At 69.8% G+C, this 25,427-nt stretch carries 24 protein-coding genes and 1 pseudogene; 12 read left to right on the top strand and 13 right to left on the bottom strand.

Translation table 11 applies throughout. The annotated features are described in order from the left end of the window. Positions 1–46 precede the first annotated feature (46 nt). The 6 genes from NP777_RS22230 to NP777_RS22205 form a co-directional block, all read right to left on the bottom strand. Positions 47–832 (bottom strand): ABC transporter permease, encoded by a 786-nt coding sequence (locus NP777_RS22230; protein WP_256651925.1) that lies wholly within the window; start codon positions 830–832, stop codon positions 47–49. Then, positions 829–1,812 (bottom strand): ATP-binding cassette domain-containing protein, encoded by a 984-nt coding sequence (locus NP777_RS22225; protein ID WP_256651924.1) that lies wholly within the window; start codon positions 1,810–1,812, stop codon positions 829–831. The genes NP777_RS22230 and NP777_RS22225 overlap by 4 nt, the downstream gene beginning before the upstream one ends. Before the next feature lie 215 nt (positions 1,813–2,027). Next, positions 2,028–2,657 carry a PadR family transcriptional regulator gene (locus tag NP777_RS22220; protein ID WP_256651923.1) on the bottom strand — a complete coding sequence of 210 codons (630 nt, stop codon included), beginning with the start codon at positions 2,655–2,657 and terminating at the stop codon, positions 2,028–2,030. A 70-nt stretch (positions 2,658–2,727) separates the two neighbouring features. Then, positions 2,728–3,294, bottom strand: coding sequence for a DinB family protein (locus NP777_RS22215; protein WP_256651922.1), 567 nt, complete (start codon positions 3,292–3,294; stop codon positions 2,728–2,730). A gap of 117 nt (positions 3,295–3,411) precedes the next feature. Continuing rightward, positions 3,412–4,869, bottom strand: coding sequence for an aldehyde dehydrogenase family protein (locus NP777_RS22210; RefSeq protein WP_256651921.1), 1,458 nt, complete (start codon positions 4,867–4,869; stop codon positions 3,412–3,414). 90 nt (positions 4,870–4,959) lie between these two features. Next, a complete protein-coding gene (locus NP777_RS22205; RefSeq protein ID WP_256651920.1) occupies positions 4,960–5,823 on the bottom strand; it encodes a helix-turn-helix domain-containing protein in 864 nt (287 codons plus the stop codon). A gap of 305 nt (positions 5,824–6,128) precedes the next feature. On the opposite strand from NP777_RS22205, the gene NP777_RS22200 reads away from it, so the two are divergent. Continuing rightward, positions 6,129–6,617 (top strand): ATP-binding protein, encoded by a 489-nt coding sequence (locus tag NP777_RS22200; RefSeq protein WP_256651919.1) that lies wholly within the window; start codon positions 6,129–6,131, stop codon positions 6,615–6,617. A 93-nt stretch (positions 6,618–6,710) separates the two neighbouring features. Here NP777_RS22200 and NP777_RS22195 read toward each other — a convergent pair whose 3' ends face one another. Then, a complete protein-coding gene (locus tag NP777_RS22195) occupies positions 6,711–7,862 on the bottom strand; it encodes a site-2 protease family protein (protein ID WP_256651918.1) in 1,152 nt (383 codons plus the stop codon). Between the two features lie 62 nt (positions 7,863–7,924). Then, positions 7,925–8,206: a DUF397 domain-containing protein gene (locus tag NP777_RS22190; protein ID WP_044573220.1), complete on the bottom strand. Its 282-nt coding sequence runs from the start codon at positions 8,204–8,206 to the stop codon at positions 7,925–7,927. 257 nt (positions 8,207–8,463) lie between these two features. Between NP777_RS22190 and NP777_RS22185 the strand changes: the two genes are divergently transcribed. The 6 genes from NP777_RS22185 (at position 8,464) to NP777_RS22160 (ending at position 14,082) form a co-directional block, all read left to right on the top strand. After that, positions 8,464–10,152: a bifunctional 3'-5' exonuclease/DNA polymerase gene (locus NP777_RS22185; protein WP_256651917.1), complete on the top strand. Its 1,689-nt coding sequence runs from the start codon at positions 8,464–8,466 to the stop codon at positions 10,150–10,152. 131 nt (positions 10,153–10,283) lie between these two features. After that, the gene (locus NP777_RS22180) at positions 10,284–11,330 is read left to right on the top strand and encodes a rod shape-determining protein (protein WP_256651916.1); all 1,047 of its coding nucleotides are present in this window, start codon (positions 10,284–10,286) and stop codon (positions 11,328–11,330) included. 174 nt (positions 11,331–11,504) lie between these two features. Further along, a complete protein-coding gene (locus NP777_RS22175; protein ID WP_075200395.1) occupies positions 11,505–12,101 on the top strand; it encodes a sigma-70 family RNA polymerase sigma factor in 597 nt (198 codons plus the stop codon). Continuing rightward, a complete protein-coding gene (locus tag NP777_RS22170) occupies positions 12,098–12,910 on the top strand; it encodes a zf-HC2 domain-containing protein (RefSeq protein ID WP_256651915.1) in 813 nt (270 codons plus the stop codon). Before NP777_RS22175 ends, NP777_RS22170 begins: the two co-directional genes overlap by 4 nt. Before the next feature lie 132 nt (positions 12,911–13,042). After that, a complete protein-coding gene (locus tag NP777_RS22165) occupies positions 13,043–13,588 on the top strand; it encodes an RNA polymerase sigma factor (RefSeq protein ID WP_037955421.1) in 546 nt (181 codons plus the stop codon). Next, positions 13,585–14,082, top strand: coding sequence for an anti-sigma factor family protein (locus NP777_RS22160; RefSeq protein ID WP_256651914.1), 498 nt, complete (start codon positions 13,585–13,587; stop codon positions 14,080–14,082). Before NP777_RS22165 ends, NP777_RS22160 begins: the two co-directional genes overlap by 4 nt. 151 nt (positions 14,083–14,233) lie before the next feature. Here NP777_RS22160 and NP777_RS48550 read toward each other — a convergent pair. The 5 genes and pseudogenes from NP777_RS48550 to NP777_RS22135 all read right to left on the bottom strand — a co-directional run. Then, a pseudogene (locus NP777_RS48550) lies at positions 14,234–14,557 on the bottom strand (signal peptidase II); the annotation flags it as partial. A 318-nt stretch (positions 14,558–14,875) separates the two neighbouring features. After that, on the bottom strand, positions 14,876–16,153 hold the full coding sequence (locus NP777_RS22150) for a glycoside hydrolase family 5 protein (protein WP_256651912.1): 1,278 nt from the start codon (positions 16,151–16,153) through the stop codon (positions 14,876–14,878). Then, positions 16,150–16,494: a DNA-binding response regulator gene (locus NP777_RS22145; protein ID WP_201852545.1), complete on the bottom strand. Its 345-nt coding sequence runs from the start codon at positions 16,492–16,494 to the stop codon at positions 16,150–16,152. Before NP777_RS22145 ends, NP777_RS22150 begins: the two co-directional genes overlap by 4 nt. A gap of 316 nt (positions 16,495–16,810) precedes the next feature. Then, complete coding sequence (locus NP777_RS22140; protein ID WP_256651911.1) at positions 16,811–17,884, bottom strand: glycoside hydrolase family 6 protein; 1,074 nt, start codon at positions 17,882–17,884, stop codon at positions 16,811–16,813. Between the two features lie 18 nt (positions 17,885–17,902). Further along, on the bottom strand, positions 17,903–19,114 hold the full coding sequence (locus tag NP777_RS22135; RefSeq protein ID WP_256651910.1) for a S8 family serine peptidase: 1,212 nt from the start codon (positions 19,112–19,114) through the stop codon (positions 17,903–17,905). Between the two features lie 294 nt (positions 19,115–19,408). Here NP777_RS22135 and NP777_RS22130 point away from each other — a divergent pair, with 294 nt between their 5' ends. The 5 genes from NP777_RS22130 (at position 19,409) to NP777_RS22110 (ending at position 25,427) form a co-directional block, all read left to right on the top strand. After that, on the top strand, positions 19,409–19,918 hold the full coding sequence (locus tag NP777_RS22130; protein ID WP_256651909.1) for a GtrA family protein: 510 nt from the start codon (positions 19,409–19,411) through the stop codon (positions 19,916–19,918). After that, on the top strand, positions 19,915–21,210 hold the full coding sequence (locus NP777_RS22125) for a glycosyltransferase (protein WP_256651908.1): 1,296 nt from the start codon (positions 19,915–19,917) through the stop codon (positions 21,208–21,210). The genes NP777_RS22130 and NP777_RS22125 overlap by 4 nt, the downstream gene beginning before the upstream one ends. Further along, a complete protein-coding gene (locus tag NP777_RS22120; RefSeq protein ID WP_256651907.1) occupies positions 21,200–23,191 on the top strand; it encodes a glycosyltransferase family 39 protein in 1,992 nt (663 codons plus the stop codon). The genes NP777_RS22125 and NP777_RS22120 overlap by 11 nt, the downstream gene beginning before the upstream one ends. Positions 23,192–23,215: 24 nt before the next feature. Continuing rightward, on the top strand, positions 23,216–24,805 hold the full coding sequence (locus tag NP777_RS22115; RefSeq protein ID WP_256651906.1) for a hypothetical protein: 1,590 nt from the start codon (positions 23,216–23,218) through the stop codon (positions 24,803–24,805). Positions 24,806–24,995: 190 nt separating this feature from the next. Further along, entirely contained in the window at positions 24,996–25,427 is a 432-nt protein-coding gene (locus NP777_RS22110) for a hypothetical protein (protein WP_256651905.1), read from the top strand.

Below are 25,427 nucleotides of genomic sequence, written 5' to 3'. Positions count from 1 at the left end.
CCGGTGGAGGTGTGACCGGCGCGGCATCCGGATCCGGGGGCCGCCGTCAGCGGCTGAGCCGCCCGTAACGCCGCACCGCGACCGGGAGGAAGACCGCGATCAGCGCCAGCGGCCAGCAGACGGCGAGGAGTTGGGCGTGGTCCGCCGCCCAGGAGCCGCCACCACCGCCGGGGCCGCCGAACAGGTCGCGGATCGCGGTGGCCGTCGCCGACATCGGGTTCCAGACCGCGAGGGCGCCGAGCCAGCCGGGCATGGTCTCGGGCGAGGCGAAGACGTTGGAGAGGAAACCCAGTGGCCAGACCAGGATCTGCACGACCTGCACCATCTCCGGGCGCCCGGCCGCCATGCCCAGGAAGATGCCGAGCCACAGCATCGCGAAGCGCAGCCACAGCAGCAGCGCGACGGCGAGCAGCGCGTCGCCGAACCCGCCGTGCCAGCGCCAGCCCATCGCGAGTCCGACCCCGAGGAGGACGAGCAGCCCGAACGCCGACTGGAGCATGTCCAGCACACTGCGCCCGACCAGGACCGCCGAGCGGGCCATCGGCATCGAGCGGAAGCGGTCGATGACGCCCTTGTTGAGGTCCTGGGTGATGGCGAGCATCGTCCCTTCGAGGCCGAACACCATGGTGAGCGCGAACGTGCCCGGCACCAGGTAGTCCTTGTAGTCGCCGCCGCCCGGGACGGTCATCCCGCCGCCGAGGAAGTACGCGAACATCAGCAGCATCATCACCGGGAAGACCAGTTGGACGGCCACCTGGACGGGCTGCCGGGCCCAGTGGGCGAGTCCGCGGCGGGTCATGGTCCAGGAGTCGACGAGGGTCGCGGTCGTCATACGAGGGTCTCCTCCTCGGCGGTTTTCGTCGTGGCCGGCTCCCCGGTCAGGTGCAGAAAGACCTCGTCGAGCGTGGGTCGGCGCAGCACGATGTCCTCCGCCTCGATCCCGGCCGCCGCCAGCGCCCTTACGGTCTCTGTCAGCGCGGCCACCCGGTCGGTGACCCGCGCGCCGAGCCGCCGCCGGTCGGGGTCGGTCCCGACCTCGGCGGCGCCGGTCGCCCTGCCCACGACCGAGGCGGCGGCGGGCAGTTGGCCCGCGTCGCGCAGCACCACCTCGATCCGGTCCCCGCCGAGCCGGGCCTTGAGCTGGTCGGCGGTCCCGTCGGCGATGGCCCGCCCGCCGTCGATCACGCAGACGCGGTCGGCGAGTTGGTCCGCCTCCTCCAGGTACTGGGTGGTGAGCAGCACGGTCGTACCGCCGTCCACCAGCGAGCGGACCGCGTTCCACACCTCCGTACGGCCCCGGGGGTCGAGTCCGGTGGTCGGCTCGTCCAGGAAGAGGATCCGCGGCCGCATGATGAGGCTCGCCGCGAGGTGCAGCCTGCGGCGCATCCCGCCGCTGTACCGGCCGACGGCCTTGGTGCCGGTTTCCTCGAGGCCGAACCGCTCCAGCAGTTCGTCCGCGCGGGCCGCCGCCCGGCGGCCGCCCAGGTGGTAGAGGCGGCCGAACATCTCCAGGTTCTGCCGTCCGCTCAGCTCCTCGTCCACCGCGGCGTGCTGGCCGACCAGGCCGATGCGGTAGCGGACCTCATCGGGGTCGCGCAGCACGTCGTACCCGGCGACCTCGGCCCGGCCGCCGTCGGGCCGCAGCAGGGTGGCCAGAATCCGTACGCAGGTGGTCTTGCCCGCGCCGTTGGGGCCGAGCACGGCGTGCACGGTGCCCTGCGGGACGGTCAGGTCGAGTCCGGCGAGCGCCTGTTTGTCCCGGTAGGTCTTCCGCAGTCCCTCGACGACGATCGCGGGATCGCTGTCGGCCAAGGTCTTCCCCTCTCCCTCACTGCATCTTCTCCGCACCACGTAGTCAAGTTTGACTACGCATGCCCGGAAGGTACTGCCCGAACCCGAGCTAGTCAAACTTGATTAACGCGGGCGGCCGCCGTCAGCCGCCCTCGATCGGCATGGTGGTCCTCAGTGCCTCAGTGCCTCAGTGCCTCAGTGCCTCAAGTACCTCAGCGCCTCAGCGCCTCAGCGCCTCAGTCCGCGCCCGGCGCGGCGTACGGATTGGTGACCCCGTCCGGCAGCACGTCCACCGAGCGCTCCCCCTCGCCCGCCATCACATACGCCCCGCCCTCGAGCCGCTCGATCAGCCCACGGGTCCACTCCGCCCCGCTGTTCGCGGAGTGCACCCAGAACTTCATGATCTCGCCGATATGGCCCCATTCATCGGGGGTGCCGTCCGGTGGCGTCCAGTGCCGGGTCACCTCGGCCCGCCACTCCTCCAGCGCCGCCACCCGCCGCTTGAGCAGGGCGATCGCCTCGTCCCTGGGCAGGTCCACGATGAAACCCACCCCGGCCGTCAGCTCGTCGATCTTCTGGTCATGGCGCAGCAGCGCATCCCGCAGCAGCCGGAGGTACTCCTCCTCGCCCGCCTCGGTCAGCTCGTACTCGGTGCGCGGCGGCCCGCCGACCGTGCTCGGCGCGACATCGTGCGCCCGCATCAGCCCCTGCTTCGCCATCTGCTTGAGCGCGTGGTAGATGGACCCGGGTTTGGCGTTGGACCACTCGTGCGCGCCCCAGAACTCCAGGTCGTTACGGACCTGATAGCCGTGCGCCCGCCCGTGCTGGCGCACGGCCCCCAGCACCAGCAGCCGGATCGCTGACATCGCCCGCTCGTCTCCATCCTGGTCCCGACCCCCGCGACGACCAGGCTAGGGGGTCGGCGGACCGGACGGATCACCGCTCCAGGACCGACCAGTCGGGCTCCGGCATCGCCCCCGTCTCGAAGACGAGGTCGAAGGCGCCCTTGCCGTCGATCGTCTCGCGGATGATGTCGGCGTGACCCGCGTGCCGGGCCACCTCCTCGACCAGGTGCAGCACCGCCCAGCGCCAGGTGCGGGTGCCGCCCTCGTCCCAGGGGAGCCGGAGCGCCTCGAACGTCTCGTCCAGCGACGACAGGGCCCGTACGGCCTCCTCGGTCTCGCGCGCCACCTCGTCGTACAGGGCGAGCAGCGCCTCCACCGTCTCGTCCTCGGTGGGCTCGAAGGTGTGCTCCCACTCGGCCATCTGGTCCTTGGGGTCCCCCACCTTGCCCTGGAGGACGCGCAGCCAGCCGCGCTCGCCGGTGACCACGTGCTTGAGCACCCCGGCCAGCGAGAGCACGCTCGCGCTGGGGACGGTGCGGGCCTGCTCCTCGGTCAGGCCGTACACCGAGCGCCGGATGGCGCCGCGCTGTGCGTCCAGGTACGCCAGCAGCGCGCCGCGCTCGTCCTGACAGGCCTCGGGGTTCACGATCACGGGCATGGCTGCCGCCTCTCATCTGGAGGGCGCCCGGGTCCGGCGCCCTTCGATGAACCCCACGCTAGGAAGGCTTGCGGTCAGCTTCTGTCCGCGAGCCGAGCCGACCTCGTCCTCACCTACTCAGAACGGGAACTGGCTCCGGCCGTGCTGGATGGAGATCCACTTGGTGGTGGTGAAGTCCTCGATCATCGACTCCCCGTTGAGCCGGCCGAGACCCGAGTGCTTCTCGCCGCCGAACGGCACGATCGGCTCGTCGTGGACCGTGCTGTCGTTCACATGGATCATGCCGGTGTGGATCCGCCGGGCGAACCGCACCCCGCGCTCGATATCGGCGGTGTGCACGGCCCCGCTGAGCCCGTAGTCGGTGTCATTGGCGATCCGTACGGCGTCGTCGTCGCCGTCGAACGGGATCAGCGTCACCACCGGGCCGAAGATCTCCTGGCCGAGGATCGCCGAGCCCTCCGGAACCCCGCTGAGCACGGTCGGCCCCATCAGGGTGCCCTCGGTCCGCCCGCGCACCAGCGCGGTGGCGCCCTCGGCGAGCGTCTGGTCGACGAGCTGGGTGATCGCCTCGGCCTGGCCCTCGTTGATCAGCGGGCCGATATGGGTGGTGGGGTCGGCCGGATCGCCCACCTTCAGCGTCTCGACCTTGGCCACGAACTTCTCGGTGAACTCCCGCTCGACCGCCCGGTCCACCAGCACCCGGTTGGCCGCCATGCAGACCTGCCCCTGGTGGACGAAGCGGCTGAAGACGGCCGCGTCCACCGCGTAGTCCAGGTCGGCGTCGGCCAGCACGACCAGCGCGCTGTTGCCGCCCAGTTCCAGGACCGTGCGCTTGAAGTGGGAGGCGGCCACGGTGGCGACGTGCCGGCCGACCTTGTCCGAGCCGGTGAAGGAGATCACCTTCGGTATGGGGTGCTCGATCAGGGCGTCGCCGATCTCCGCGATGTCGGTGATCACGACATTGAGCAGCCCGGCGGGCAGCCCCGCCTCCTCGAAGATCTTGGCGACCAGACCGCCGCCGCACACCGGGGTGTTCTGGTGCGGCTTGAGGACGACGGCGTTGCCGAGGGCCAGCGCGGGGGCGACCGACTTCAGCGACAGCAGGAAGGGGAAGTTGAACGGGCTGATGACGCCGACCACGCCCACCGGCAACCGGTAGAGACGATTCTCCTTGCCGTCCACCGGCGACGGCAGGATGCGGCCCTCGGGCCGCAGCGCCAGCTGGATCGCCTCGCGCAGGAACTCCTTGGCGAGGTGCAGCTCGAAGCCCGCCTTCACATGGGTGCCGCCGCACTCCGCGATGATCGTCTCGGTGAGTTCCTTGTCCCGGTCCTCGATGATCCGCAGCGCCCGCTCGAACACCGCCCGCCGGGCGTAGGGGTTGGTGGCGCCCCACTCCGGCTGCGCCCGCTCGGCCACCCGGTAGGCCAGGTCCACCTCCTCGACGGTCGCCACCGTGATGGAGGCCAGCTTCTCCCCGTTGTAGGGGTTGAAGTCGACGATGTCCCAGGAACCGCTTCCGCCGCGCCACTCGCCGTCGATGAACTGAAGGGCCAACTCGGAGAAGTAGGACATGCCATCCCTATCTGCAGGACGCGGTGCCGGTCCCCGACAGCCGCGCACATGTGGGGGGTATTCCTGACAGGACGTCATCCTACTGACGGGTCACGCTTCGCGTAGGAGCCCCCGGAGCAAATCCCGGCTCTCCTCGGGAGAGAGGCTGTCCGCGCTGAGCCGCTCCAACACCCGCTCGTACAGCGAGACTTCATCGCGCTTGTCCAGATAGAGCGCGCTGGTCAGCTGCTCCAGATAGACGATGTCGGGGAGGTCGGACTCCGGGAAGCGCAGCCGGGTGAACGCCCCGCTCTCGCCCGCGTGGCCGCCGAAGGAGAACGGCATCACCTGGAGCGTGACGTGCCGATGCTCGGAGACCGTGATCAGATGGCGCAGCTGGGCGGACATCACGCCGCGCCCGCCGTACGGGCGGTGCAGCGCGGCCTCGTCCAGGACCACGTGGAACGCCGGGGCACGCTCCGAGACCAGCAGCTTCTGCCGCTCGAGCCGCAGCGCCACCCGCCGGTCCACCTCGTCGGAGCACGCCCGCGGCTGGCCGCGGGTGACCACGGCATGGGCGTAGCCCTCGGTCTGCAGCAGACCGTGGATGAACTGGACCTCGTAACAGGCGATATCGGAGGCGGCGCCCTCCAGGCCGACATAGGTCTGGAACCAGCCGGGGAGCACATCTCCGTAGCTGTGCCACCATCCGGCGACATTGGCCTCGCGGGCGAGCCCGAGCAGTGCCCCGCGCTCCGCCTCGTCGGTGACTCCGTACAGCGTCAGCAGATCCTCGATGTCCCGCGCCTTGAAGCTCACCCGGCCCAACTCCATCCGGCTGATCTTGGATTCGGAAGCCCGGATCGAATAGCCCGCCGCCTCGCGGGTGATGCCGCGGCCCTCGCGCAACCTCCTGAGTTGAGAGCCCAGGAGGATGCGGCGCACCACCGATCCACTCGACTCGCCTGCGGCCATTTCCGCGATCCTCCCTGTACGGAAAGCATCCTTGCGAACGGCGCCCCCGCAGCCCCTGGGGGCGAAGTCTGCCACTGTTCAGGCTTCACGCCGTAGGCGCGTCGTTACTCAACCCGATGATGCCCGTCAGTGTACGGAGTCAGAAATCCCAGCAAAAGCGAGCGGATCGGACCAACCAGCCCGCGTGCACGTGCATTTGCCCTTGCATCTGACGTGCGCATTCGGAACCATAGGGTGTGCGCACGTGCTAGCTGGTACGAAATCTGGCCAGAGTTCGTCACGGCCACGGATGCAGGAGTGCTCGCATGGGGAGCGAAGGTTCGACCCTGCTGGAACCCTTGTGGCAAGGGCTTGCCGCCATCGATCCCTCAGCCGTCTCCGGATCCGTCTCCTGCGCCCTGCCCGCCCGCTATGAGGCGGTCAAGGGGGCCCGGCAGTTCACCGGCTCCACGCTGCGGCAGTGGAACATCCCCGAACTCCTCGACGAAGTGGCGCTCGTCGTCTCCGAACTGGTCACCAACGCCCTCCGGCACGCCCTGTCCGGGGCCGCGGCGACCGGTGAGCCGGAGCGGCCGGTGCGGCTCCATCTGATGCGCGGCCCCTCACGGCTGATCTGCGCCGTACGCGACCCCAGCGAGGTGGGGCCGGTGGCCGGCGAGGCGGGCTGCGGCGAGGAGTCCGGGCGCGGGCTCCATCTGGTGGAGTGCTTCACGGACGGCTGGGGCTGGCAGCCGCTGGCGGGCACCCCGCGCGGCAAGATCGTCTGGGCCGCCTTCCGGCTCCCCGACGCGTAGCGGTACGCCCCCGCCCGTCCCGGACGCCCCGCCCGTCTCGAACGCCACCACCCCACACACGAACGCCACGCCCCCCACGAACGCCATGGCCCGTCACGGGCGGGTGGACTCCGGCGGGGCCGTGGTGATGCCCAGGCCGTGCAGCTGGAAGAGCCGGTTCACATCGTGCATCGTGACGATCCCCTCCAGCCGCCCGTGGTCCACCACCAGCACCGGCAGCGCGCCGCCGCCCGGACGGGCCCGCTCCAGCACCTCGCTCAGCAGCTCATGGGGCTCGGCCACGGTGCACCGCGCCAGCGGTATCGCCACCTCGCGCACCCGCCGCTCCGCTCGGGCCTCCAACGGCACCGACGCGAGCGCACGCAGCTGGACGATCCCGCTGGGCCGTCCCTCGAAGTCCAGCAGTGGCACCACCGAATGCCGGGCGTGGGCCGCCACCTCGTCGATGAACCGCCCCACGGTCAGCCAGTCGGCCCCGGCGGCCACCGGCGCCGTCATCGCGTCCGCCACCCGCACCCCGCGCAGCGCCGTGTTGACCCCGGCCCGCTGCCGCTCCGCGTTGGCGATGATCACCATGAAGAGGCCGATGAGCGAGAGCCACAGCCCGCCGTTGTTCCCGCGCAGGAAGGAGACCCAGCCGGCGGCGATGAGCAGCACGCCGAGGATCTGACCGCTGCGCCCCGCCGCCCGCTCGGCGCGCTCCCGGTCCCCGGTGCGCCACCAGATCACCGCCTGCACCACCCGCCCGCCGTCCAGCGGCGCGGCGGGCAGCAGATTGAAGACACCCAGCAGCAGATTGGCCCAGCCCAGCCAGATCAGCACGGCCGTGGGCACACCCCATCCGGTGAGCGTGTGCACCCCGATCCCCGCGCCGATCGCGACACCGCCGATGACCAGGCTGGTGAGCGGCCCGATGACGGCCACCCAGAACGCGACCCCGGCGGTGCGGGGCCGTCCCATCTTGGTCATGCCGCCAAGCGCCCAGAGCGTCACGTCCTCCACCGAGACGCCCCTTCTGCGCGCGGCGACCGCGTGCGCGGCCTCGTGCAGCAGCAGGCTGCCCATCAGCAGCACGGCGCCGACGACGCTGGCGGCGGCGTAGACGGCACTGGTCCGGCCGGGGGTCCACGCGGGCAGCGTCTCGTGGCCGAGCCCGTAGGCGAGCAGCACGATCAGCACCGGGACGCTCCAGTGCATCCGCAGTGGTACCCCGAGTACACGTCCGACGCGGACCGAGCCGTTCATCGCCGTCTCACATGGGTCGGGTCCCCCCGATCGCCACTACCAGTGTCGCGCGTCCGCGGCGATCAGCCCAGACCTGCCGGATCGTGCGCCAGATGGTCGAACTCGCCGTCCTTGGCCCCGAGCAGCATCGCCTCGACCTCGGCCGGGGTGTAGATCAGCGCCGGTCCGTCGGGGAACCGGGAGTTGCGGACGGCCACGTCCCCACCGGGCAGCTTGGCGAACTCGACACACGACCCCTGGGAGTTGCTGTGTCTGCTCTTCTGCCAGACGACTCCCCGGAGATCCGCGGCCGCCATGCCGTTGTAGGGGTGGTCGCGCACAGGGCTTCTCCACTGTTCGTGCATGCGTGCAGCTGTCAACTGTCCGGGATCATAGCTGCGTTCCTTTGCGAATGCATGGGCAAATGCATCTGCGTATGCGCAGGTAGATGCACAAGCAGATGCACGTGCACCATCCGTATCGGCATGATCACCCGACACCCGGGATCTTCTGCCCGGAGTGAAGAAGAGCAGTCGTCATGAATGACGTCCGGGTCCCCCTCCGGGTTGAGCGGGCCTCGGACATCGGAGCGTTGTCAGACCCCCCTGCCAGAATCCCTGGCATGAGATGGGCGGCGGCGGAGACGGATCACGGGGGTGTTCGTCTCTGCCCGCTCGACCCCGGGGGAAAGGCCGCCGGACCGGTCGTCGAGGTCACGGCGGAGCAGGGCGGGATCGCCGAGGCCGTGCGGTCCCGCCCCGAGGCCGACCGGTGGGTGTGGCGGTCCACCGCCGAGGTCTATCCCCGGCTGCTGGCCGCCGGGGTCCGGGTCGACCGGGCCTATGACATCGAGGCGGCCGAGGCGCTGCTCCTCGGCCATGAGGGGCGCTCGGGCGCACCGCGTTCGCTCGCCGCCGCCTGGGCGCGGCTGCGCGGGCTGCCCGTCCCCGAGGACCCGCCGCCCCGGGCGGCCGGGGGCCAGCCGTCCCTGTTCGAGCCCGGTCCGCCGCCGCTGCCGCCGGGCACCGACCCGCTGGACGCGCTGCTCGAGGTGTACGCGGGCCAGCTGGTCCGTACGGACGCGGCCGAGCACCCGGACCGGATGCGGCTGCTGACCACCGCCGAGTCGGCCGGGATGCTGATCGCCGCCGAGATGCGGCGCGCCGGGGTGCCCTGGCGCGCCGACCGCCACCGGGAGCTGCTGGACGAGCTGCTCGGCGAGCGCTATCCGGGCGGTCTGGAGCCGCAGCGCCTGGCCGAGCTGGCCGACGAGGTCTCGCGCGCCTTCGGCACCCGGGTGCGGCCCGATCTGCCCGCCGAGGTCGTCAAGGCGTTCGCCCGCTCGGGCATCGCGCTCGGCTCGACCCGCGCCTGGGAGCTGGAGCGGATCGACCACCCCGCCGTGGAGCCGCTGCTGCGCTACAAGAAGCTCTACCGGCTGCACACCGCCCACGGCTGGGCCTGGCTCCAGTCCTGGGTGCGCGAGGGCCGCTTCCGCCCCGAATACCTGCCCGGCGGCACCGTCTCCGGCCGCTGGACCACCAACGGCGGCGGGGCGCTGCAGATCCCCAAGGTGGTGCGGCGCGCGGTGGTGGCCGATCCGGGCTGGCGGCTGGTGGTGGCCGACGCCGACCAGATGGAGCCCCGGGTGCTCGCCGCGATCTCCCGCGACCCCGGGCTGATGGAGGTCGCGGGCAGCGACCGGGATCTGTACGCGACACTGTCCGACCGCGCCTTCTCCGGCCGCCGCGACCTGGCCAAGCTGGCGCTGCTGGGCGCGGTGTACGGCCAGACCTCCGGCGACGGGCTGAAGCACCTCGCGGCCCTGCGGCGCCGCTTCCCGGCGGCGGTGGCGTACGTGGACGAGGCGGCCCGCGCGGGCGAGGAGGGCCGGCTGGTGCGCACCTGGCTGGGCCGCACCTGCCCGCCCGCGGGCGGCGCCGCCGAGGAGACGGCCGACGAGGCGGGGCTGCCGCGGGACCAGGAGGAGCCGTCGTACGGCAGCACCGCGAGCGCCCGCGCCCGGGGCCGCTTCACCCGGAACTTCGTGGTGCAGGGCAGCGCCGCCGACTGGGCGCTGCTGATGCTCGCCGCGCTGCGGCGGTCGCTGACCGGTGCGGGGCTGCGCGCGGAGATCGTCTTCTTCCAGCACGACGAGGTGATCGTGCACTGCCCCGAGGCGGAGGCCGACGCGGTGCGGGAGGCGATCGCCGAGGCGGGCGAGACGGCCGGCCGGATCGCCTTCGGACCGACCCCGGTGCGGTTCGCCTTCACCATGGCGGCGGTGGAGTGCTACGCGGACGCGAAGTAGCCGGCCCCAGGGTGCGGCTTCTCCCCCGACCGGCGCAGCCCCACGGGCAGCGGGCCTGATCGTCCCCACACGATGAGAGCGGAGGGCCGCCGGGCGGCGGCCCGCCACGCCGCCCACAGGGGAGACCTGCCATGACCATCAGCCTCGAGGCACTGCGCCGCTGCTCCATCGCCGTCGACCTCGGCGCGGCCAGGACGCGCGTCTACCTCCGGCGCACCGGGCTCATCGTCGACGAGCCGACCGTGGCCGCCGTGAACACCCACACCGGCGGGCTGATCGCGGTCGGCACGCTGGCGCAGCGGATGACCGGGCGGACGCCCGCGCACATCCGGGTGGTCCGGCCGGTCTCCAACGGCACCGTCGTGGACATCGAGATGGCCCAGCGGATGCTGCGGCTGCTGCTGGGCAACAAGCTGCGCCGCGCCTGGCGGCGCCGCCCACTGGTGAGCGCCGCCGTCTGCGTCCAGCACGACGCCGACCCGCTCGCCCAGCGGGCCGCCGTGGAGACGCTCACCGGGATCGGCGCCAGGCGGGTCGAGCTGGTGGACACCCTGATCGCCGCCGCCGTGGGCTGCGGTCTGCCGGTGGAACGGCCCGAGGCGACGATGATCGTGGTGTGCGGCGCGGCCACCACCCAGGTCGCGGTCCTGTCGCTGGGCTCGATCGTGGCCGCCGAGCGGGTGCCGGTGGGCGGCGAGAGCGTGGACCACGCCGTCATCCAGCATCTGCGCAACGAGCATGCGCTGATGCTGCCCAGCCAGGCCGTCCACCCGCTGCATCAGATCGTCAAGGACAGCGCGGGCGGCGTGGACGGTGCCCCGGCCGCACAGAGCACCGAGGTGCACGGCCGGGACGTGGCCACCGGGCTCGCCCGGACCGTACGGATCGATGTCGAGGGCGTACGGGCCGCCATCCGCACCCCGCTCACCGGGGTGCTGGACGCCATCGGCACGGTGCTGCGCCGCTGTCCGCCGGACCTGGTGGCCGACCTCGCCGACCGCGGCATCATGCTGGCGGGCGGCAGCGCGGTGCTGCCCGGGTTCGACACGATGCTGCGCGAGGCCACCGGGATGCCGCTGAACATCGCCGACCACCCCGACGTCTGCGCGGTCGAGGGGCTCGGCGCGATGCTCGACGGCAAGGTGCAGCCGCTGCTGCTGGACGCGATGGTCTCCTGACCCGTTCCGCGCCCGTACCTCAGTACCTCGCCCCGGCACCTGCCCCCCCTGACCCCTGGTCGGAAATTCTTCGTGACGCGTTGAGCGGCTGCCTCCCCCCGTGCGTAGTGAAGGGGGAAGAGGCCGACATGGCCGCCGATCCCCCCCGGGGCTCAGACCGGGAGTCGTCCGTTGATGTTGTCCAACTCAGGTCAGGTCCTGGAGGTTCAGGTGCACGACGACGCCGCCGTGGCCGATGAGCGTCCGTCAAGATCCAGGCGCGGTACGCCGGATGAGCAACTCATGCGTGCGCTCTACCAGGAGCACGCCGGGCCGTTGCTCGCGTTCGTGCTGCGTCTGGTCGCGGGCGACCGGCACCGCGCGGAGGACGTCGTCCAGGAGACCCTGGTGCGCGCCTGGCGGAACGCCGACCAGCTGTCCCGGGCCACCGGCTCCATCCGGCCCTGGTTGGTCACCGTCGCCCGGCGGATCGTGATCGACGGACACCGCAGCCGGCAGGCCCGGCCGCAGGAGGTCGACCCCTCCCCGTTGGAACTCATGCCCGCGGAGGACGAGATCGACCGTGCACTGCGGCTCATGACCCTGACCGACGCGATGCAGGACCTCAGCGACGCCCATCGCGAGGTGCTGGTCGAGACCTACTTCAAGGGGCGGACCGTCAACGAGGCGGCCCAGACCCTCGGCATACCCAGCGGGACGGTACGGTCCCGGGTCTTCTACGCGCTGCGCTCGATGAAGCTCGCGCTCGAGGAGAGAGGAGTTACGGCATGACAGCGCAGACGCACCACCCGGGACATGACGCCGTTGGCGCGTATGTGCTCGGCGTGCTCGACGAGGCGGAGGCCACCTATTTCGAGGAGCATCTGGCCGGCTGCGACCAGTGCGGACGGCAGCTGGACGAGCTGACCGGACTGGAACCGCTGCTGGCCGATCTGGCCGCCGACGTCCCCGGGATCCACGGCAGCCCCGGGCGGACCCAGCTCACGGGCCACACTCCGCATGCCTTCAGCGCCACTCCCAACGCCATCGAGACCCTCACCGCGCGCCCCGGTCCGGCCCTGTTCAACCGGATGGTCGGCGAGGTCGCCGCGTCCCGCGCCAAGCGGCGGCGGCGCGGTCTCTACCTGGTCGCGGCGGCGGCCGTACTGATCGTCGGCGGCCCGGTCGGCACGATCGCGGTCACCTCCGGCGGCTCGGACACCTCCGTCACGGCCGCCCCCAGCGAGAGCGCCCTCTTCGAGGGCATGCCCGACAAGGTGCGGGGCACCGACCCGGACACCAAGGTGAACGCGGCGGTCGCGCTGGAGGACAAGATGTGGGGCACCGACGCCGTCCTCCGGCTGAAGAACCTCAAGGGCCCCCTGAGCTGCAGCCTGATCGCGGTCTCCAAGGACGGCCATGAGCAGACGATGATGACCTGGTCCGTGCCCGAGCGGGGCTACGGGATCGAGGACAGCCCCGATGCGGAGGCGAGAAATCCGCTGTGGGCGCACGGCGGCGCGGGCATGCAGCGCTCCGACATCGAACGCTTCGAGGTCCGTACGGCCGACGGAAAGCGCCTGGTCTCCCTGAACGCCTGACCTGCCACCCGAACGTCCGACCTGCCACTCGGATCGCCGATCAACCCATGCGGCGCGGTGAGCGAGATGTTACACAGAGTGTGATATGTCGTGCTTCGCGTCCCGGGGGGTCCGGATCCGAGGAGGCACCCCGTGGCTGACCCGGACGCCCATCAGCAGCGCATGTTCGCTCAGTATGTGCTGCCCGAGGTCGAGGTGCTGCTGCGCGTGGCCATGTCACTGACCACCCAGCGAGCCGACGCCGAGGATCTCGTGCAGGACACGTTACTACGGGCGTACCGGGCAGTCGGCCGTTTTGACGGGAGACATCCACGGGCCTGGCTGCTGACGATCATGCGGCATGCGGAGGTCAGCCGGCGCCGCCAGCGCCGGCCCCGGCTGCTCGACGATCCGGACACGGAGCTGGAGCGGCTGGTCCCGGCCCGGGACGCGACGCCGGAGGAGCTGGTGGTGGACACGACGTTCGACGAGGCCGTGGACGCCGCGTTCACGGCGCTTCCGCTGCGGGACCAGCAGGTGGTGCGGCTGGTGCATGTGGACGGGCTGTCGTACGCGGAGGCCGCACAGGTGCTGGACGTCCCCAAGGGGACGGTGATGAGCAGGCTGCACCGGGCGCGCAAGCGGATCCGGAACCAGCTGCTGGCCGCGGGAGTGGAATCGGAGCGAGGTGGCGCATGAGCAGATGGACATGGTGGCGGACCACGCGCACCACGGGGACCACCCAGACCGCCGGACGGCTCAGGACCACACGATGTCCGCTGGGCGCGCCGATGCTCCAGTCGTATCTGGACGGGGAACTGGACGCCCCGGCCGCGGCCCGGGTGCGCACCCATGTGGCCGAGTGCCACCGCTGCGCCCGGGAGCTCGCCGTCTACCAGCGGATCAGCGAGGCGCTGGCCGCCCGCGCGACGATCGACGAGGCGGTGCTGGACCGGCTCAGGGACTTCGCGGAGTCCCTCGCGGAGCGGGAGAGCCGGGAGCCGGGGACGGAGGGGGCGCCGCAGGAGCCGATCCCGGGGACGGAGACGGTGCCGCCGGAGGCGGTGCCGAACGAGACGATGCCGAACCATGCGATGCCGGCCGAGGCGATGCCGACGGAGACGGTTCCCGGGACGGCGCCGAGGGCGGATCGGGACGCCGAGCAGGGCGCGGTGCACAAGGCGGGAGGCTGACGGCCACCGGATCGAGCCCCGGGCCCGGGGCGCTCCCGCCCGGACCGGACAGCGCGACGGCCCCCTCGCGCGCCCGTGAGGGTCTGCGCAGCAGCACGGCCGCGGTGAGCAGGGTTCCGGTGATCAGGGCCGCGTCGGCGAGGTTGAAGACCGGCCCGCGGGCGTCCAGCGTGATCCAGTCGATGACAGCGCCGCGCAGCGGGCCCGGCGACCTGACCATCCGGTCGGCGCCGTTGCCCATCGCTCCCCCGGCGATCAGCCCCAGGCCCAGCGCCGCGCCCCGGCCGCGGACCCGCAGCCCGGCACCGGCCGCGCCCAGCGTGGCCACCGCGCCCGCGAGCGTGATCACCACGATCAGCGCGGGCCGGCTCTGGCCCAGGCCGAAGGCCACTCCGGTGTTGCGCACCAGCAGCGCGCAGAACGGCCCGAACCGGGCCTGCGGCCCCGCGGTGCCGCTCCAGGCGGCCAGCGCCATCGCCTTGCTCAGCTGATCGGCCGCGATCACGGCGAGCGCGACCAGGGGAAAGAGCAGCCGGCCGGTCGCCGGATGGGGCTTCATCATCGGCCTCCCTGGGGTGGGGGGCCGGTCCGCGGGCGCGGTCCACGGCCCGGGAAGGAAACCCGCCGGGCGGCCGCCCCGCTTCCCTTCCGGCGGAACGAATCCGGAGCAAACGCGCATCGGGGGAGAAAAGACGAGGGCCCGCAGGCGACATTGCCTGCGGGCCCTCGCTGCTTGCCAACGCCGTGATCAGCTATGTGGTCATCGGCGGTGTACCGAAGGGGCTACTCCGACTCACTTCCCCTTCTTCGCCTCCAGGAGCGGCGTCTGGTACTTGGCCAGCATCTTCATCTTGTTCTTGTCGATCGTCTTCCAGTCGTTCTTCAGCACACCGCCGGTGTCGCCCGAGTCCGGGTTCCAGGTCCAGTAGGTGTAGCTGATCTGGTGCTTCTTGAGGTAGTCCATCAGGGCGTTCTGCCAGACGGCCTCGGAGCTCTTACCGGCGGTCTTCTTACCACCGAACTCACCGAGCAGCAGCGGGGCGATGTTCTGCTTCTTGATGTACGCCCAGTGCTTGTCCCAGATGGCCGGCATGTTCTTCGGGAAGTCCTTCGCCATGAACCAGTTCTGGTTGTAGACGCCCGGACCGTAGTCGTGCGCCGAGTAGACGACCTTGTTCGGCTCGTCGAGCTTCACCGGGTGCTTCTTCACACCCTGGAGGTCACCGCCCCACCAGAACTGCTCGTTCTTGTGGCGGTCCGTGCCCTCGACGAAGATCAGCCAGTTCTTGTTGACCTTGTGGATGGCGTTACCGGCCTTGGTGGCGGCCAGCTGCCAGTCGGTCTTCGGGTTGCCGTCGCCCCACGTGGCCTGGCCACGCGGCTCATTGTGCAGGTCGGCGCCGATCACCCGGTCGTTGTTCTTGTAGCGCTTGGCCAGCTTGACCCAGTCGTCCATCCACTGCTTCTCGCTGAGGCTCTGCGAGTACCACAGCTCACTCTGGCCGTACTGGTCCGGACGGTGCTGGTCCAGGATCACCCGGATACCACGGTCGGTGGCACCCTTCACGATCTTGTCCATGATCTGCTGGGGGGTGAGGCCCTTCAGATCGGGGTTCTTGTGCCAGTCGATGCCGTTGGGCTTGGCGGACGACTTGAACATCTCGTTCGCGTACGGCAGACGCAGGGTGTTGAAGCCCTGCTTGGCCATCTGGTCCAGCATGGACTCCCAGTTACGGGTCCACAGGCCGTGCGGCGCGTAGGTGCCGGTCTCGAAGCCGAACCAGTTCACACCGGTCAGGACGACCTTCTTACCGTTGGCGTCGACGATGTCGCCCTTCTTGGTGGACAGGGGGCCTTCGGCACCCGCGCCGGTGGCCTTGGTGCCGACGGCGGAGGTGGTGGTGGTGGCCGACTGGCCGTCGGAGTTGTTCACCGCGAAAGCGGTGACCGTGCCACCCACGGCAGCAGCAGCGACGACGGCCGCGGCGATACCGAAGCGGAGACGCTGCGAGCGCGGCGCACGCTTGGTCTCGGTGGTCGGGGCGTTGTTCTGGTCCATGGGGGAATTCATTCGGAGATGCTCCTGAGCAAATCGGGTACTGCGGTTTTCAGGACGCTGGGGTTGTTCGTCGGAGATTCCAGACATTCCATCTGCGGGTCGGAGACTGCGGTCAGCCGGACAATCCGCGCGGACGGTAGGAGTTCACCGATCAGGCGAACCAACCGCGCTTTCCAGCTGGGCTCATCCACGTCGATCAGCACCACATCCGGCTGCATGTGGTGGGCCAGAGAGATTGCCTCTCGGGCCGACCCTGCAATTCCGGATAGCTCCAGTCCGGGCTCCTCGACAACGAGATCGGCGAGAGCACTCAACACCAATGGGTGGTGCTCCACGACGAGAACTCTGTGCATCGATGGGAGCTCCTTCGGGGCTTGTCCTTTCGCTTCTCGACATTAGGGAGTGACCGCGGCCGGAATCGCCGTACGCCTGACTGAAATCTACGTACCTCAATTGCGGGAATTCCGGGCACACCAAACGGCCGAATTCCGCCTACCACGATTGAGGTAGGAGAATTCGGCCGCTTTATATGGATTATGTCCGTTTTGGGGGGTGGTCTGAGGGGCTCAGCGGGTGCTCAGGGCGTGCTCAGCGGCCGCCCAGGGGCTCCTCAGACATGCGAAAGGCGCCGGTCACGGGGTGACCGGCGCCTACGGGATGAGCGGAGCGTCAGCGCGTCAGCCGGTACGCGTAGCCGGGGACGAACATCCCCGCACCGGCGGCACAGCCGTCCGCCTGGCCCGGCTGCTTGATCCACAGGAAGGCGTCGACCCCGGGGATGCCCGTGGCGGCGGTGGGCGGCCGGCCCAGCTTGCGGCCCGGCGGATCGCAGAAGCTGTGCTTACGCGTGGGCCCCGCCCCGTTACGGCTGGTGTCCACCACAACCCCCAGCCGGGGCCGGCGCAGCTCCCGGATCACGGACAGCCCGTAGCGCACCTCGTCGGCCGTGGCGTTGAAGTTGGAGACGTTGACCGCTATCCCGTCCCCGTACCGCTCTATACCGGCGCGCCGCAGCCGCTCGGCCATGGTCCGCGCGGGCTGCCATCCGGAGTTCCCGGCGTCGTAGTACACCCGGGCCCGGGGCGCGCCCCGCTGGAGCGCCCGCGCCGCGTACGCCAGCGCCGCGAACCGATCCGCCCGCTGCCGCCGCTTGAGACAGCTCATATGGGCCAGCGCGTCCGGTTCGAGGATGACGATGGCGCGCCCGTGCCCTATCCCCCGGGTGAGGGCGTCGCTCCAGCGCCGGTAGGCGGCGGTGTCCCCGGCGCCGCCCGAGCTCAGCTGCTGGCAGTCGCGCTGGGGGATGTTGTAGGGGACCAGCACCGGGATCCGTCGCTGGGCGGCGGCGGTGCGGACGAGGTTGCGGGCCCGCTCCTCGATCAGGGACTCATTGGTCTCGGTGAGCCAGGCGGCCTGGGGCTCGGCGGCGATCCACCGGCCGATGGCCGCCGCCCGCCGGTCGTGCGGATGGTCCCGCACCCAGGTCGCGGCCGGGTTGTGGGGGTCGACGTAGAAGCGGGTCGTGGCCGGGAAGAACGGCTTGGCCACGGGGAGCGACGGCCTGGTGGCGGGCGCCCGCACCGGGCCCACGAACAGGGCCTGCACGGTGGTCGCCGCCATCACCACCTCGACCACCAGCACCATCACGATCAGCTGGGCGATGCCCCGCCCCGCCCACCGGGAGGTGCGGGCCCGCGTCGGCGGGCGGGGGTGGCGGCCGCGGCCGCACAGTTTCGTGATCATGGCGAGTCCTGCCCGGCCTCAGCCGCGGTGGGAGTTGTCGGGCGGCCTGCGACGGCTGATGAGCACCACCGCCAGAATCGCGAGCACCACCAGGACCCCGGCCACCACACCTATCGTGATCAGGGCGGATTGATCCCCCTGGGTTTTGGCGGCGGCGTCCGGGGTGGCGGACGGATGGCGGCGGGGCGCGGAGAGTTCGGCGGAGGCGGGGGGCGCGGCCCGGTCCGCGAGCGCCTTGGCCGGGGCGATCACCCCGTATCCGTAGCGCGGGTCATGGCCCGAGGAGCCCTTGCGGTGGGCGGTGTCGATCAGCTTCTGGACCACCTGGTTGGCGTTCCAGCGGGGGTGCTCCGAGCGCAGCAGCGCGGCGCCCGCCGCGACCCAGGGCGCCGCGAAGCCGGTGCCGTCGCCGGTCCAGTAGTCGTCGTTACCGGAGGTGGTGAGGATGGCGACGCCGGGGGCGGCCAGGAGGGTCTTCCCGCCGTGGTGGGATGAGCTCCAGACGGCGCCCTTCTTGTCGGTGGCCACCACGGCGACCACGCCGGGGAGGGCGGCCGGGTAGGTGGGCCGGTTGCCGATCTTGCCGTTGTCGCCCGCGCCCGCCACGATCACGGCGTCCTTGCCGACGGCGTACTTCACCGCGGACCGCAGTGCGGGCGTCGGCCGCTTGAAGGTGACGCCCAGGTCGATGACGCGCACGCCATGGTCCACCGCGTGCCGGATGGCCTTCGCGGTGGGATCGGCGAGGGGCGTTCCGTCGCGGTAGACGTCGAGCGGCATCACCTTGGCCTTGGGCGCGAGCCCGTACACCCCGTCGCCGCGGTAATTGCGGCCGGTGCCGACGATGATTCCGGCGGCATGGGTGGACTGCTCGGCCGCCTTGCCGCCGTCCCGGGTGCCGTAGCCGCCGGTGCCGCCCGCGAAATCCTTTCCGCGCACCACGCGGCCGCGCAGATCCGGATGGGAGGCGTCGACCCCGGTGCCGATGACCGCCACGGTCACTCCGGCGCCTTTGCTGAATTTCCAGGCGCGCTCCGCCTCGAGCGCGGTCAGCGCCCATTCGGAATCATGCAGCCCACCGGAATCGCGCAGCTCGCTGAATTCGCGCAGCTCGCCGGAATCGCGTGGCCCACCGGAATCGGAATCACTTGCCGCAGCCGGCGTGGCCAGTGCGAGTGTCATCACGGCGATGACCGCTCCGGCCCGGCCGGCGAATGGATGGCGTGACATCACATGACCTGACATTACGTCACCTACTCTCCTCGCACGGGACGCAAGGCCGTCCGGCCCATTTCATCTTTGGGCATCCCCCGCAGGTACTGGCACCCGCGAGAGAGTGAGCGTCCCGTCCCTTCTTTGGGGGACCGGTCCGGATAACCCGGCCCCGGCTCTCCCCAATACGGGGGATACGAGGGGTCCGCCGAAGGTGTACCACCCGCTCCCCCGGGCGCGGGTACTACCTCCTTTTCGGGTGACGCACTCTTGGGTCAACGGCGATAAGAGCCTCCTGTCGAGGGAGTCGCGATGCAGCGTTTCCGAACGTTCAGCGAGCGCACCGGAGAGCCGGGCGAAGAGGCGGACAGCACCGACCGTAATGCCCGCGGGCGGGCCGGAATACTGTCCCGAGCCCGCCGGATCCGGAACCCGATGGCGGGCATGCCCGGTCTGGCCCTGCGTTTCGCGGTGGTCGGCGGGGGCGGTGTGGTCGTGAACACGGTGGTCCTCTTCGCCCTCTATCACTGGGCCGGACTGCCGCTGCTGGCGGCGTCGTCGATAGCGGTGGAACTCGCCGTGGTCCACAACTATCTGCTGAACGACCGGTGGACCTTCGCGGTGGCCACTCCGTCCCTCCGCCGATTCATCAAGTTCAATATCTCGGTCCTGGGCGGACTCGGGGTCAATGTGCTCATCGTCTGGACACTGGTGCACACCGGAACGCATCTGCTGCTTGCGAATTGCGTCGGCATCGCGGCGGCTTTCGCGGTGAACTTCGTGTCGAGTACCGGCTGGGTCTGGGGGAGGCGGGGCCGATGATTGTCTCCATCATCTACCTGGTGCTGATCGTGGTATCGATTCTGCTCACCGTGCAGTCGGCCCATGTCCTCTATCTCATGCTCTACACCTGGGACCGGGCGGATGCCGAACGGCGGGCCAGGGCCCCGGATGAATTCCTGCCGCCCCAGATCTCCTTCAGTGTCCTGCTGCCGGCCCGGCATGAGGAAGACGTCATCCAGAGCACCATCGAGCGCGTGGTGCGGGCCAACTACCCGGCCGAACTGCTGGAGGTCTTCGTGATCTGCTCACAGGACGACGACGGCACGATCAAAAAGGCCGAGGAGAAGATTGACGAGCTGAAGCGGAAGGGGCTGCGCAATGTGCGGGTCGTGGTGTTCGACGACAAGCCGATCAACAAACCGCACGGTCTCAACACCGCTCTTCCGCACACCGCCAACCAGGTGGTGACGATCTTCGACGCGGAGGACGACATCCACCCGGAGATCTTCAACCTGGTGAACACCGTGATGGTGCAGGAGAAGGTCAGGGTGGTCCAGGCCGGTGTGCAGTTGATGAACTACGAGTCCAACTGGTACTCGACGCTCAACGTCCTGGAGTACTTCTTCTGGTTCAAGAGCCGGCTGCACTACCACGCCCACTACGGCTCGATCCCGCTCGGTGGCAACACCGTCTTCTTCGCCCGTGAGCTGCTGCTGCGGCTGGGCGGCTGGGACGACCGCAACCTCACCGAGGACGCCGACATGGGTCTGCGGATATCCGCCATGGGCGAGCGGGTGCGCGTCGTCTACGACGACCGGTATGTGACCAAGGAGGAGACCCCGCCGACCCTCGGCCACTTCATCCGGCAGCGCACCCGCTGGAGCCAGGGCTTCATGCAGACCCTGAAGAAGGGCACCTGGAAGAAGATGCCGACGCGCAAACAGCGCTGGCTCGCCTTCTACGTCCTGGTGTTCCCGCGCGGGCAGGCGCTGCTCGGCATCTATCTGCCGATCTCACTCGGCATGATCCTGATCCTCAAGGTGCCGGTGCTGATCGCGCTCTGTTCCTATCTGCCCGTACTGCTGCTGGCCGCGCACTTTCTGGTCCAGGCGGTCGGTCTGTACGAGTTCACCGGCGCCCACGGCCTCGAAGCCTCGCCGAAGGCCATCGTGCGCATGGCCATCGCCTGGTTCCCCTTCCAGATGGTGCTGGCGTACGCCGCGCTGCGGGCCATGCGGCGCGAGATGCTCGGCCGCCATGACTGGGAGAAGACACAGCACGTAGGCGCCCACCGGGCCACCACCGAGGAGGCGGAGTCGCGTGTCGGATAACAACACGCCCTCGCGGCCGGCGGCCGTCGGCGCGGAAGGCCGGAAGACCGCGGCGGACAAGAATCCCGCGCCGAGCAAGAAGACCGCGCCGGACAAGACCACCGCGCCAACCAAGAAGACCACGCCGGACAAGACCACCGCGCCAACCAAGAAGACCACGCCGGACAAGACCACCGCGCCAACCAAGAAGACCACGCCGGACAAGACCACCGCGCCGACGAAGAGCACCACGCCGACCAAGAAGATCGCGGCGAACAAGAGCACCACCCCGGGCAAGAAGACCGCGCCGAACAAGAATCCCGCGCCGGCCAAGGGCACCGCGGCGGCCAAGGGCGCCGAGGCCCCCGCCCGGCGTCCGCGCCGCCGCCCGCGGTTCTCCGTGGAGCGCGGCTGGTTCCCGCCGCTGGGGACCAAGGGCAGGATCGCCCTGGTCGCCTCGCTGTTGACCGGGCTGCTCACCCACGGCTACCACCTGTTCCGCTACCCCCTCTACCTCACCGACGAGGGCATCTACATGCAGCGGGCGTGGTCGCTGGTACGGGAGACCAGCCTGTCCCCGTACACCTACGACTACGACCACGCCCCGCTGGGCTGGATCACCCTGGCCGGATGGGTCTACCCGCTGCCGAAGCAGTTCGAGACCTTCGGGAACGCGATCAACACCGGTCGGTTTCTGATGCTGCTGGTGCATATCGCCAGCGTCTATCTGCTGTTCGAGATCGCCCGGCGGCTGTCCGGCAGTGTGCTGGCCGCCACCGTCACCTCGTTCCTCTTCAACGTCTCGCCGATCGCGGTCTACTTCCAGCGGCAGGTCCTGCTGGACAACCTGATGATGCTGTGGCTGCTGCTGAGCCTGTTCATGCTGCTCAGGCGGGAAGTCACGATCAGATCGGTGTTCGGCGGCGGGCTGGCGCTGGGGATCGCGCTGATCACCAAGGAGAACGCGATCTTCTTCGTGCCCAGCTTCATGTATCTGCTCTACCGGAGGGTCAAGGGCTCGGCCAGCAGCCGGTTCACCAGCACCCTCTGGCCGTTCGCCGCGGCCGCCCCGATCGGCGCCTATGTGACCTACGCAGTGCTCAAGAACGAGCTGCTGCCGAGTGGTTTCGACTTCGATCTGAACAACCCGCCCGCGGACCATGTCTCGCTGCTCTACACCCTGTGGTGGCAGCTCAATCGCAACCAGGGCACCCTCTTCAGCCACACCGGGCTGCTGCAGACGAGTTGGCTGGTCCGGGACAAGTTCCTGCTGATCGCCGGGGTGTGCGCGATGGTGATCTGCCTGTGGATCGGCCTGCGGGACCGCAAACGCAATCTGGGCTTTCTGATCGCCGGGACGCTGGCCCTCGGGTACGCCTTCTATCTGGTGCGCGGCAGCGTGGTGCTGGACTTCTATGTCACCCCGCTGATCCCGATGCTCGCGCTCAACCTCGGCATGGTGACGGACCGGCTGCTCAAGGGCACGTTCGCCAATCGGTTCATGCGTGGCGCGCATTCTGTGACCCGGGTCGCCGTGCCATCGTTCGTGGCCATTCTGCTGCTGGCGTCACCGGCCTCCGGATATCTCGTCCACACCAATACCGAGGGCCATACGCAGATCGCCGACCAGTACCAGTCGAAGATCAATCTCACCGCGATGCAGCATGCCCAGATCGCCTGGGTGCGCAAGCATGTACCGCCGAATTCGCGCATCATCATGGACGACGACCTGTGGGGTGAACTGCACGATGTGCGCCCGTTCTACCCGTACGCGCATTCCCACTGGAACGCCTCGTCCGACCCGGATGTCCGCGACAAACTGTTCAGGAAGAAATGGCAGTACGTGGACTACATCATCATGTCGAACAAGATGCGCAGATCCATGATGCTCAACAATGGCGACGGCCGAGAGAACTGGATTCTCCAGGCGCTGCGCAATTCCACCCGCGTCTGGTCGGAGACCCGGGGCAATATCAAGCTGGAAATCTACCGTGTGCGGTAGCCATCGGAAGAGGAGGTGAAGGCCATGCCTCAGTACGACGACGACTGGGATGTTCCGGAGGACACGGATGATCCCGAGAACGAGGAGAACATCCCCGACGAAGAGGAAATCCCCGAGGAGGAGGAAATCCCCGACGAGGAAAACACCCTCGACGAGGAGGACACCCCCGAGGAGGACATCCTCGACGAAGAGGAAACCCCCGAGGAGGAGGAAATCCCCGACGAGGAAAACACCCTCGACGAGGAGGACACCCCCCACGGTGAGAAGAAGAAAAAGCTCACCTGGAAGACCGCCCTGCTCGCACTCGTGGTCTTCGCGATCGTCGGATCGCTCGTCCAGGTGGTCGCGCGCGGCGGCTTCGGAGGCGCCCTGGACACCACCGGCAGCGGAGGCGGCAGCGCCCCGAAGAAGGAGCACCACTCCCGGCAGCAGCAGGAGATACGCCCGCCCAAGCAGCCCAAGACCATCAAGCTGGGCAATCAGCGGGTCCCCCAGGCGTCCGGTCCGATCATCGTGATCAACCCGGGCCTGGTCACCCCCGGCGGCAGCGCCGCGGTCGAGGGCGGTGGCTTCGACAAGAAGGCCACCGTGGACATCCTGCTCAAGGCCCGGAAGACGGACACCAAGGGCCGCGCCATCGGCAGCGTGCGCTCGGACCGGTTCGGGTCGATCTACGCCCGGTTCACCATGCCCGAGACCGCGGGCAACCGGCCCGCCACCCTGGTCGCCCAGCAGCGCGGCAGCAGCAAGACGGCGGAGGCCAAGGTGATCACCGGTGGCGCCGTCGGCACCGCCAAGATCAACAAGATGGTGGGCCGACCCGGCGACGTGGTGACGGTCACCGCCCGCGGCTTCCGCCCGGGTGAGCCGATCGACGTCTTCTGGGGACGGACCACCGGCATCCCCGTCACCACGCTGCACACCGACAGCAGCGGCAGCGTCGGCCAGGCGGCGATCAAGGTGGGCGTGGCCCCGACCGGCTCCAGCACCCTGGTCCTGGTGGGCAAGCGCAGCAAGACCACGGCCACCGCGCCCTTCCAGATGCTGGCCATGTACCCGTCGATGAAGTCCAAGCCGTACGCGCTCAAGGCCGGCCAGCGGATCACGCTGTCCGCCAACAAGTTCGCGCCCGGCGAGCGGGTGCTGGTCTATATCAACTCCACCGGCGGCCTGCCGGCCTTCACCGCCCAGGCGAACGCCATGGGCCAGATCCGCGACGTGGCGTTCAACGTGCCGTTCGGCCTCAAGGGGCGGCAGACGCTGATGGCGATCGGCGACCAGAGCCGGGCCGTGGTCCGCTCGGGCTTCACCGTACTGCCGTACACCCCGTCCGCCGAGCCCAGCGCCTTCGGCGGCAGGGCGGGCACCACGCTCAGCTTCTATGTCGCGGGGTTCGCCCCGGGCGAGACGGTGGACGCCTACGCCGGTTCGGGCTCGAAGGGCCAGCGCAAGATCGGGACCTTCCAGGTGGACAGCCGGGGCAAGGCGTCGGCCGTGGGCTCGTACAAGATCACCACGGCGGATGAGAGCGGTGTGTCCTTCCAGCTCGTCGGCCAGAAGAGCGGTGGCGTCGCCAGGGCGAGCATCAACATGTCCCAGGGCCACGGGGGTTAGGGACCGCGAGTGGCGCCGAGGGAGAACGTGGGCCGGGCCGGGCCGCCCGCCGGAGAGCGGCGGGAAGCGGCGGAGGCGGCGGGGAAGCAGGCCCACGTTCCAGGGAGCGATCGGCCGCCGACGGCCGTGGGGCGGCTCACCCGGGCGGCTCACCAGTTCCGTAGATGTACCATGCGTCCTGGAGTGTCCTATGAGCGTAATTTTCGGCCCTAACTCACGAAGAGTCCTACAATTCCTGACCCACATCGAGGACCTCTCCCCGGAGGAAATCGACCGGGTGGCCGATCTGTGGAAGCAGACGTCCAGCCAGACCCGCGCCGAGGGCTGGGCGGTGGTCCACCGCACCACCACGCCCGAGGAGCGGTACCGGATCCTGGTCGCCGCCTCGGTGGCGCGCCGGGCTGCCCTGGACGCCGCGCGGAACCACAAGAAACACGACTGGGCCTTCTGGGCCGCGGTCTGGGACGCCGCGGCCGCGGTCGCCGTCTGCGACCGCATCGGAAGCCACTACAACGTGCTGGTCGCGCCACTGGCCGCGGTCATGCCATCGCTGGCGCACTGCCGGCGCGATGAACTCGAGCCCCGCGAGCTGCAGGGCGCCGTCCTCAAAGGAGGTGGGTAG

This window comes from Streptomyces rugosispiralis (assembly GCF_024505145.1).
Taxonomy (GTDB): domain Bacteria; phylum Actinomycetota; class Actinomycetes; order Streptomycetales; family Streptomycetaceae; genus Streptomyces; species Streptomyces rugosispiralis.
This window is presented reverse-complemented; position numbering and strand designations above follow the sequence as displayed.

Excerpts from the sequence above, each read along its gene's own strand:
- NP777_RS22230 (WP_256651925.1), bottom strand. The coding sequence starts at position 832 with ATGACGACCGCGACCCTCGTCGACTCCTGGACCATGACCCGCCGCGGA.
- NP777_RS22220 (WP_256651923.1), bottom strand. The coding sequence starts at position 2,657 with ATGTCAGCGATCCGGCTGCTGGTGCTGGGGGCCGTGCGCCAGCACGGG.
- NP777_RS22215 (WP_256651922.1), bottom strand. The coding sequence starts at position 3,294 with ATGCCCGTGATCGTGAACCCCGAGGCCTGTCAGGACGAGCGCGGCGCG.
- NP777_RS22210 (WP_256651921.1), bottom strand. The coding sequence starts at position 4,869 with ATGTCCTACTTCTCCGAGTTGGCCCTTCAGTTCATCGACGGCGAGTGG.
- NP777_RS22205 (WP_256651920.1), bottom strand. The coding sequence starts at position 5,823 with ATGGCCGCAGGCGAGTCGAGTGGATCGGTGGTGCGCCGCATCCTCCTG.
- NP777_RS22200 (WP_256651919.1), top strand. The coding sequence starts at position 6,129 with ATGGGGAGCGAAGGTTCGACCCTGCTGGAACCCTTGTGGCAAGGGCTT.
- NP777_RS22195 (WP_256651918.1), bottom strand. The coding sequence starts at position 7,862 with ATGAACGGCTCGGTCCGCGTCGGACGTGTACTCGGGGTACCACTGCGG.
- NP777_RS22190 (WP_044573220.1), bottom strand. The coding sequence starts at position 8,206 with ATGCACGAACAGTGGAGAAGCCCTGTGCGCGACCACCCCTACAACGGC.
- NP777_RS22185 (WP_256651917.1), top strand. The coding sequence starts at position 8,464 with ATGAGATGGGCGGCGGCGGAGACGGATCACGGGGGTGTTCGTCTCTGC.
- NP777_RS22180 (WP_256651916.1), top strand. The coding sequence starts at position 10,284 with ATGACCATCAGCCTCGAGGCACTGCGCCGCTGCTCCATCGCCGTCGAC.
- NP777_RS22175 (WP_075200395.1), top strand. The coding sequence starts at position 11,505 with ATGTTGTCCAACTCAGGTCAGGTCCTGGAGGTTCAGGTGCACGACGAC.
- NP777_RS22170 (WP_256651915.1), top strand. The coding sequence starts at position 12,098 with ATGACAGCGCAGACGCACCACCCGGGACATGACGCCGTTGGCGCGTAT.
- NP777_RS22160 (WP_256651914.1), top strand. The coding sequence starts at position 13,585 with ATGAGCAGATGGACATGGTGGCGGACCACGCGCACCACGGGGACCACC.
- NP777_RS22150 (WP_256651912.1), bottom strand. The coding sequence starts at position 16,153 with ATGAATTCCCCCATGGACCAGAACAACGCCCCGACCACCGAGACCAAG.
- NP777_RS22145 (WP_201852545.1), bottom strand. The coding sequence starts at position 16,494 with ATGCACAGAGTTCTCGTCGTGGAGCACCACCCATTGGTGTTGAGTGCT.
- NP777_RS22140 (WP_256651911.1), bottom strand. The coding sequence starts at position 17,884 with ATGATCACGAAACTGTGCGGCCGCGGCCGCCACCCCCGCCCGCCGACG.
- NP777_RS22135 (WP_256651910.1), bottom strand. The coding sequence starts at position 19,114 with ATGTCACGCCATCCATTCGCCGGCCGGGCCGGAGCGGTCATCGCCGTG.
- NP777_RS22130 (WP_256651909.1), top strand. The coding sequence starts at position 19,409 with ATGCAGCGTTTCCGAACGTTCAGCGAGCGCACCGGAGAGCCGGGCGAA.
- NP777_RS22125 (WP_256651908.1), top strand. The coding sequence starts at position 19,915 with ATGATTGTCTCCATCATCTACCTGGTGCTGATCGTGGTATCGATTCTG.
- NP777_RS22115 (WP_256651906.1), top strand. The coding sequence starts at position 23,216 with ATGCCTCAGTACGACGACGACTGGGATGTTCCGGAGGACACGGATGAT.
- NP777_RS22110 (WP_256651905.1), top strand. The coding sequence starts at position 24,996 with ATGAGCGTAATTTTCGGCCCTAACTCACGAAGAGTCCTACAATTCCTG.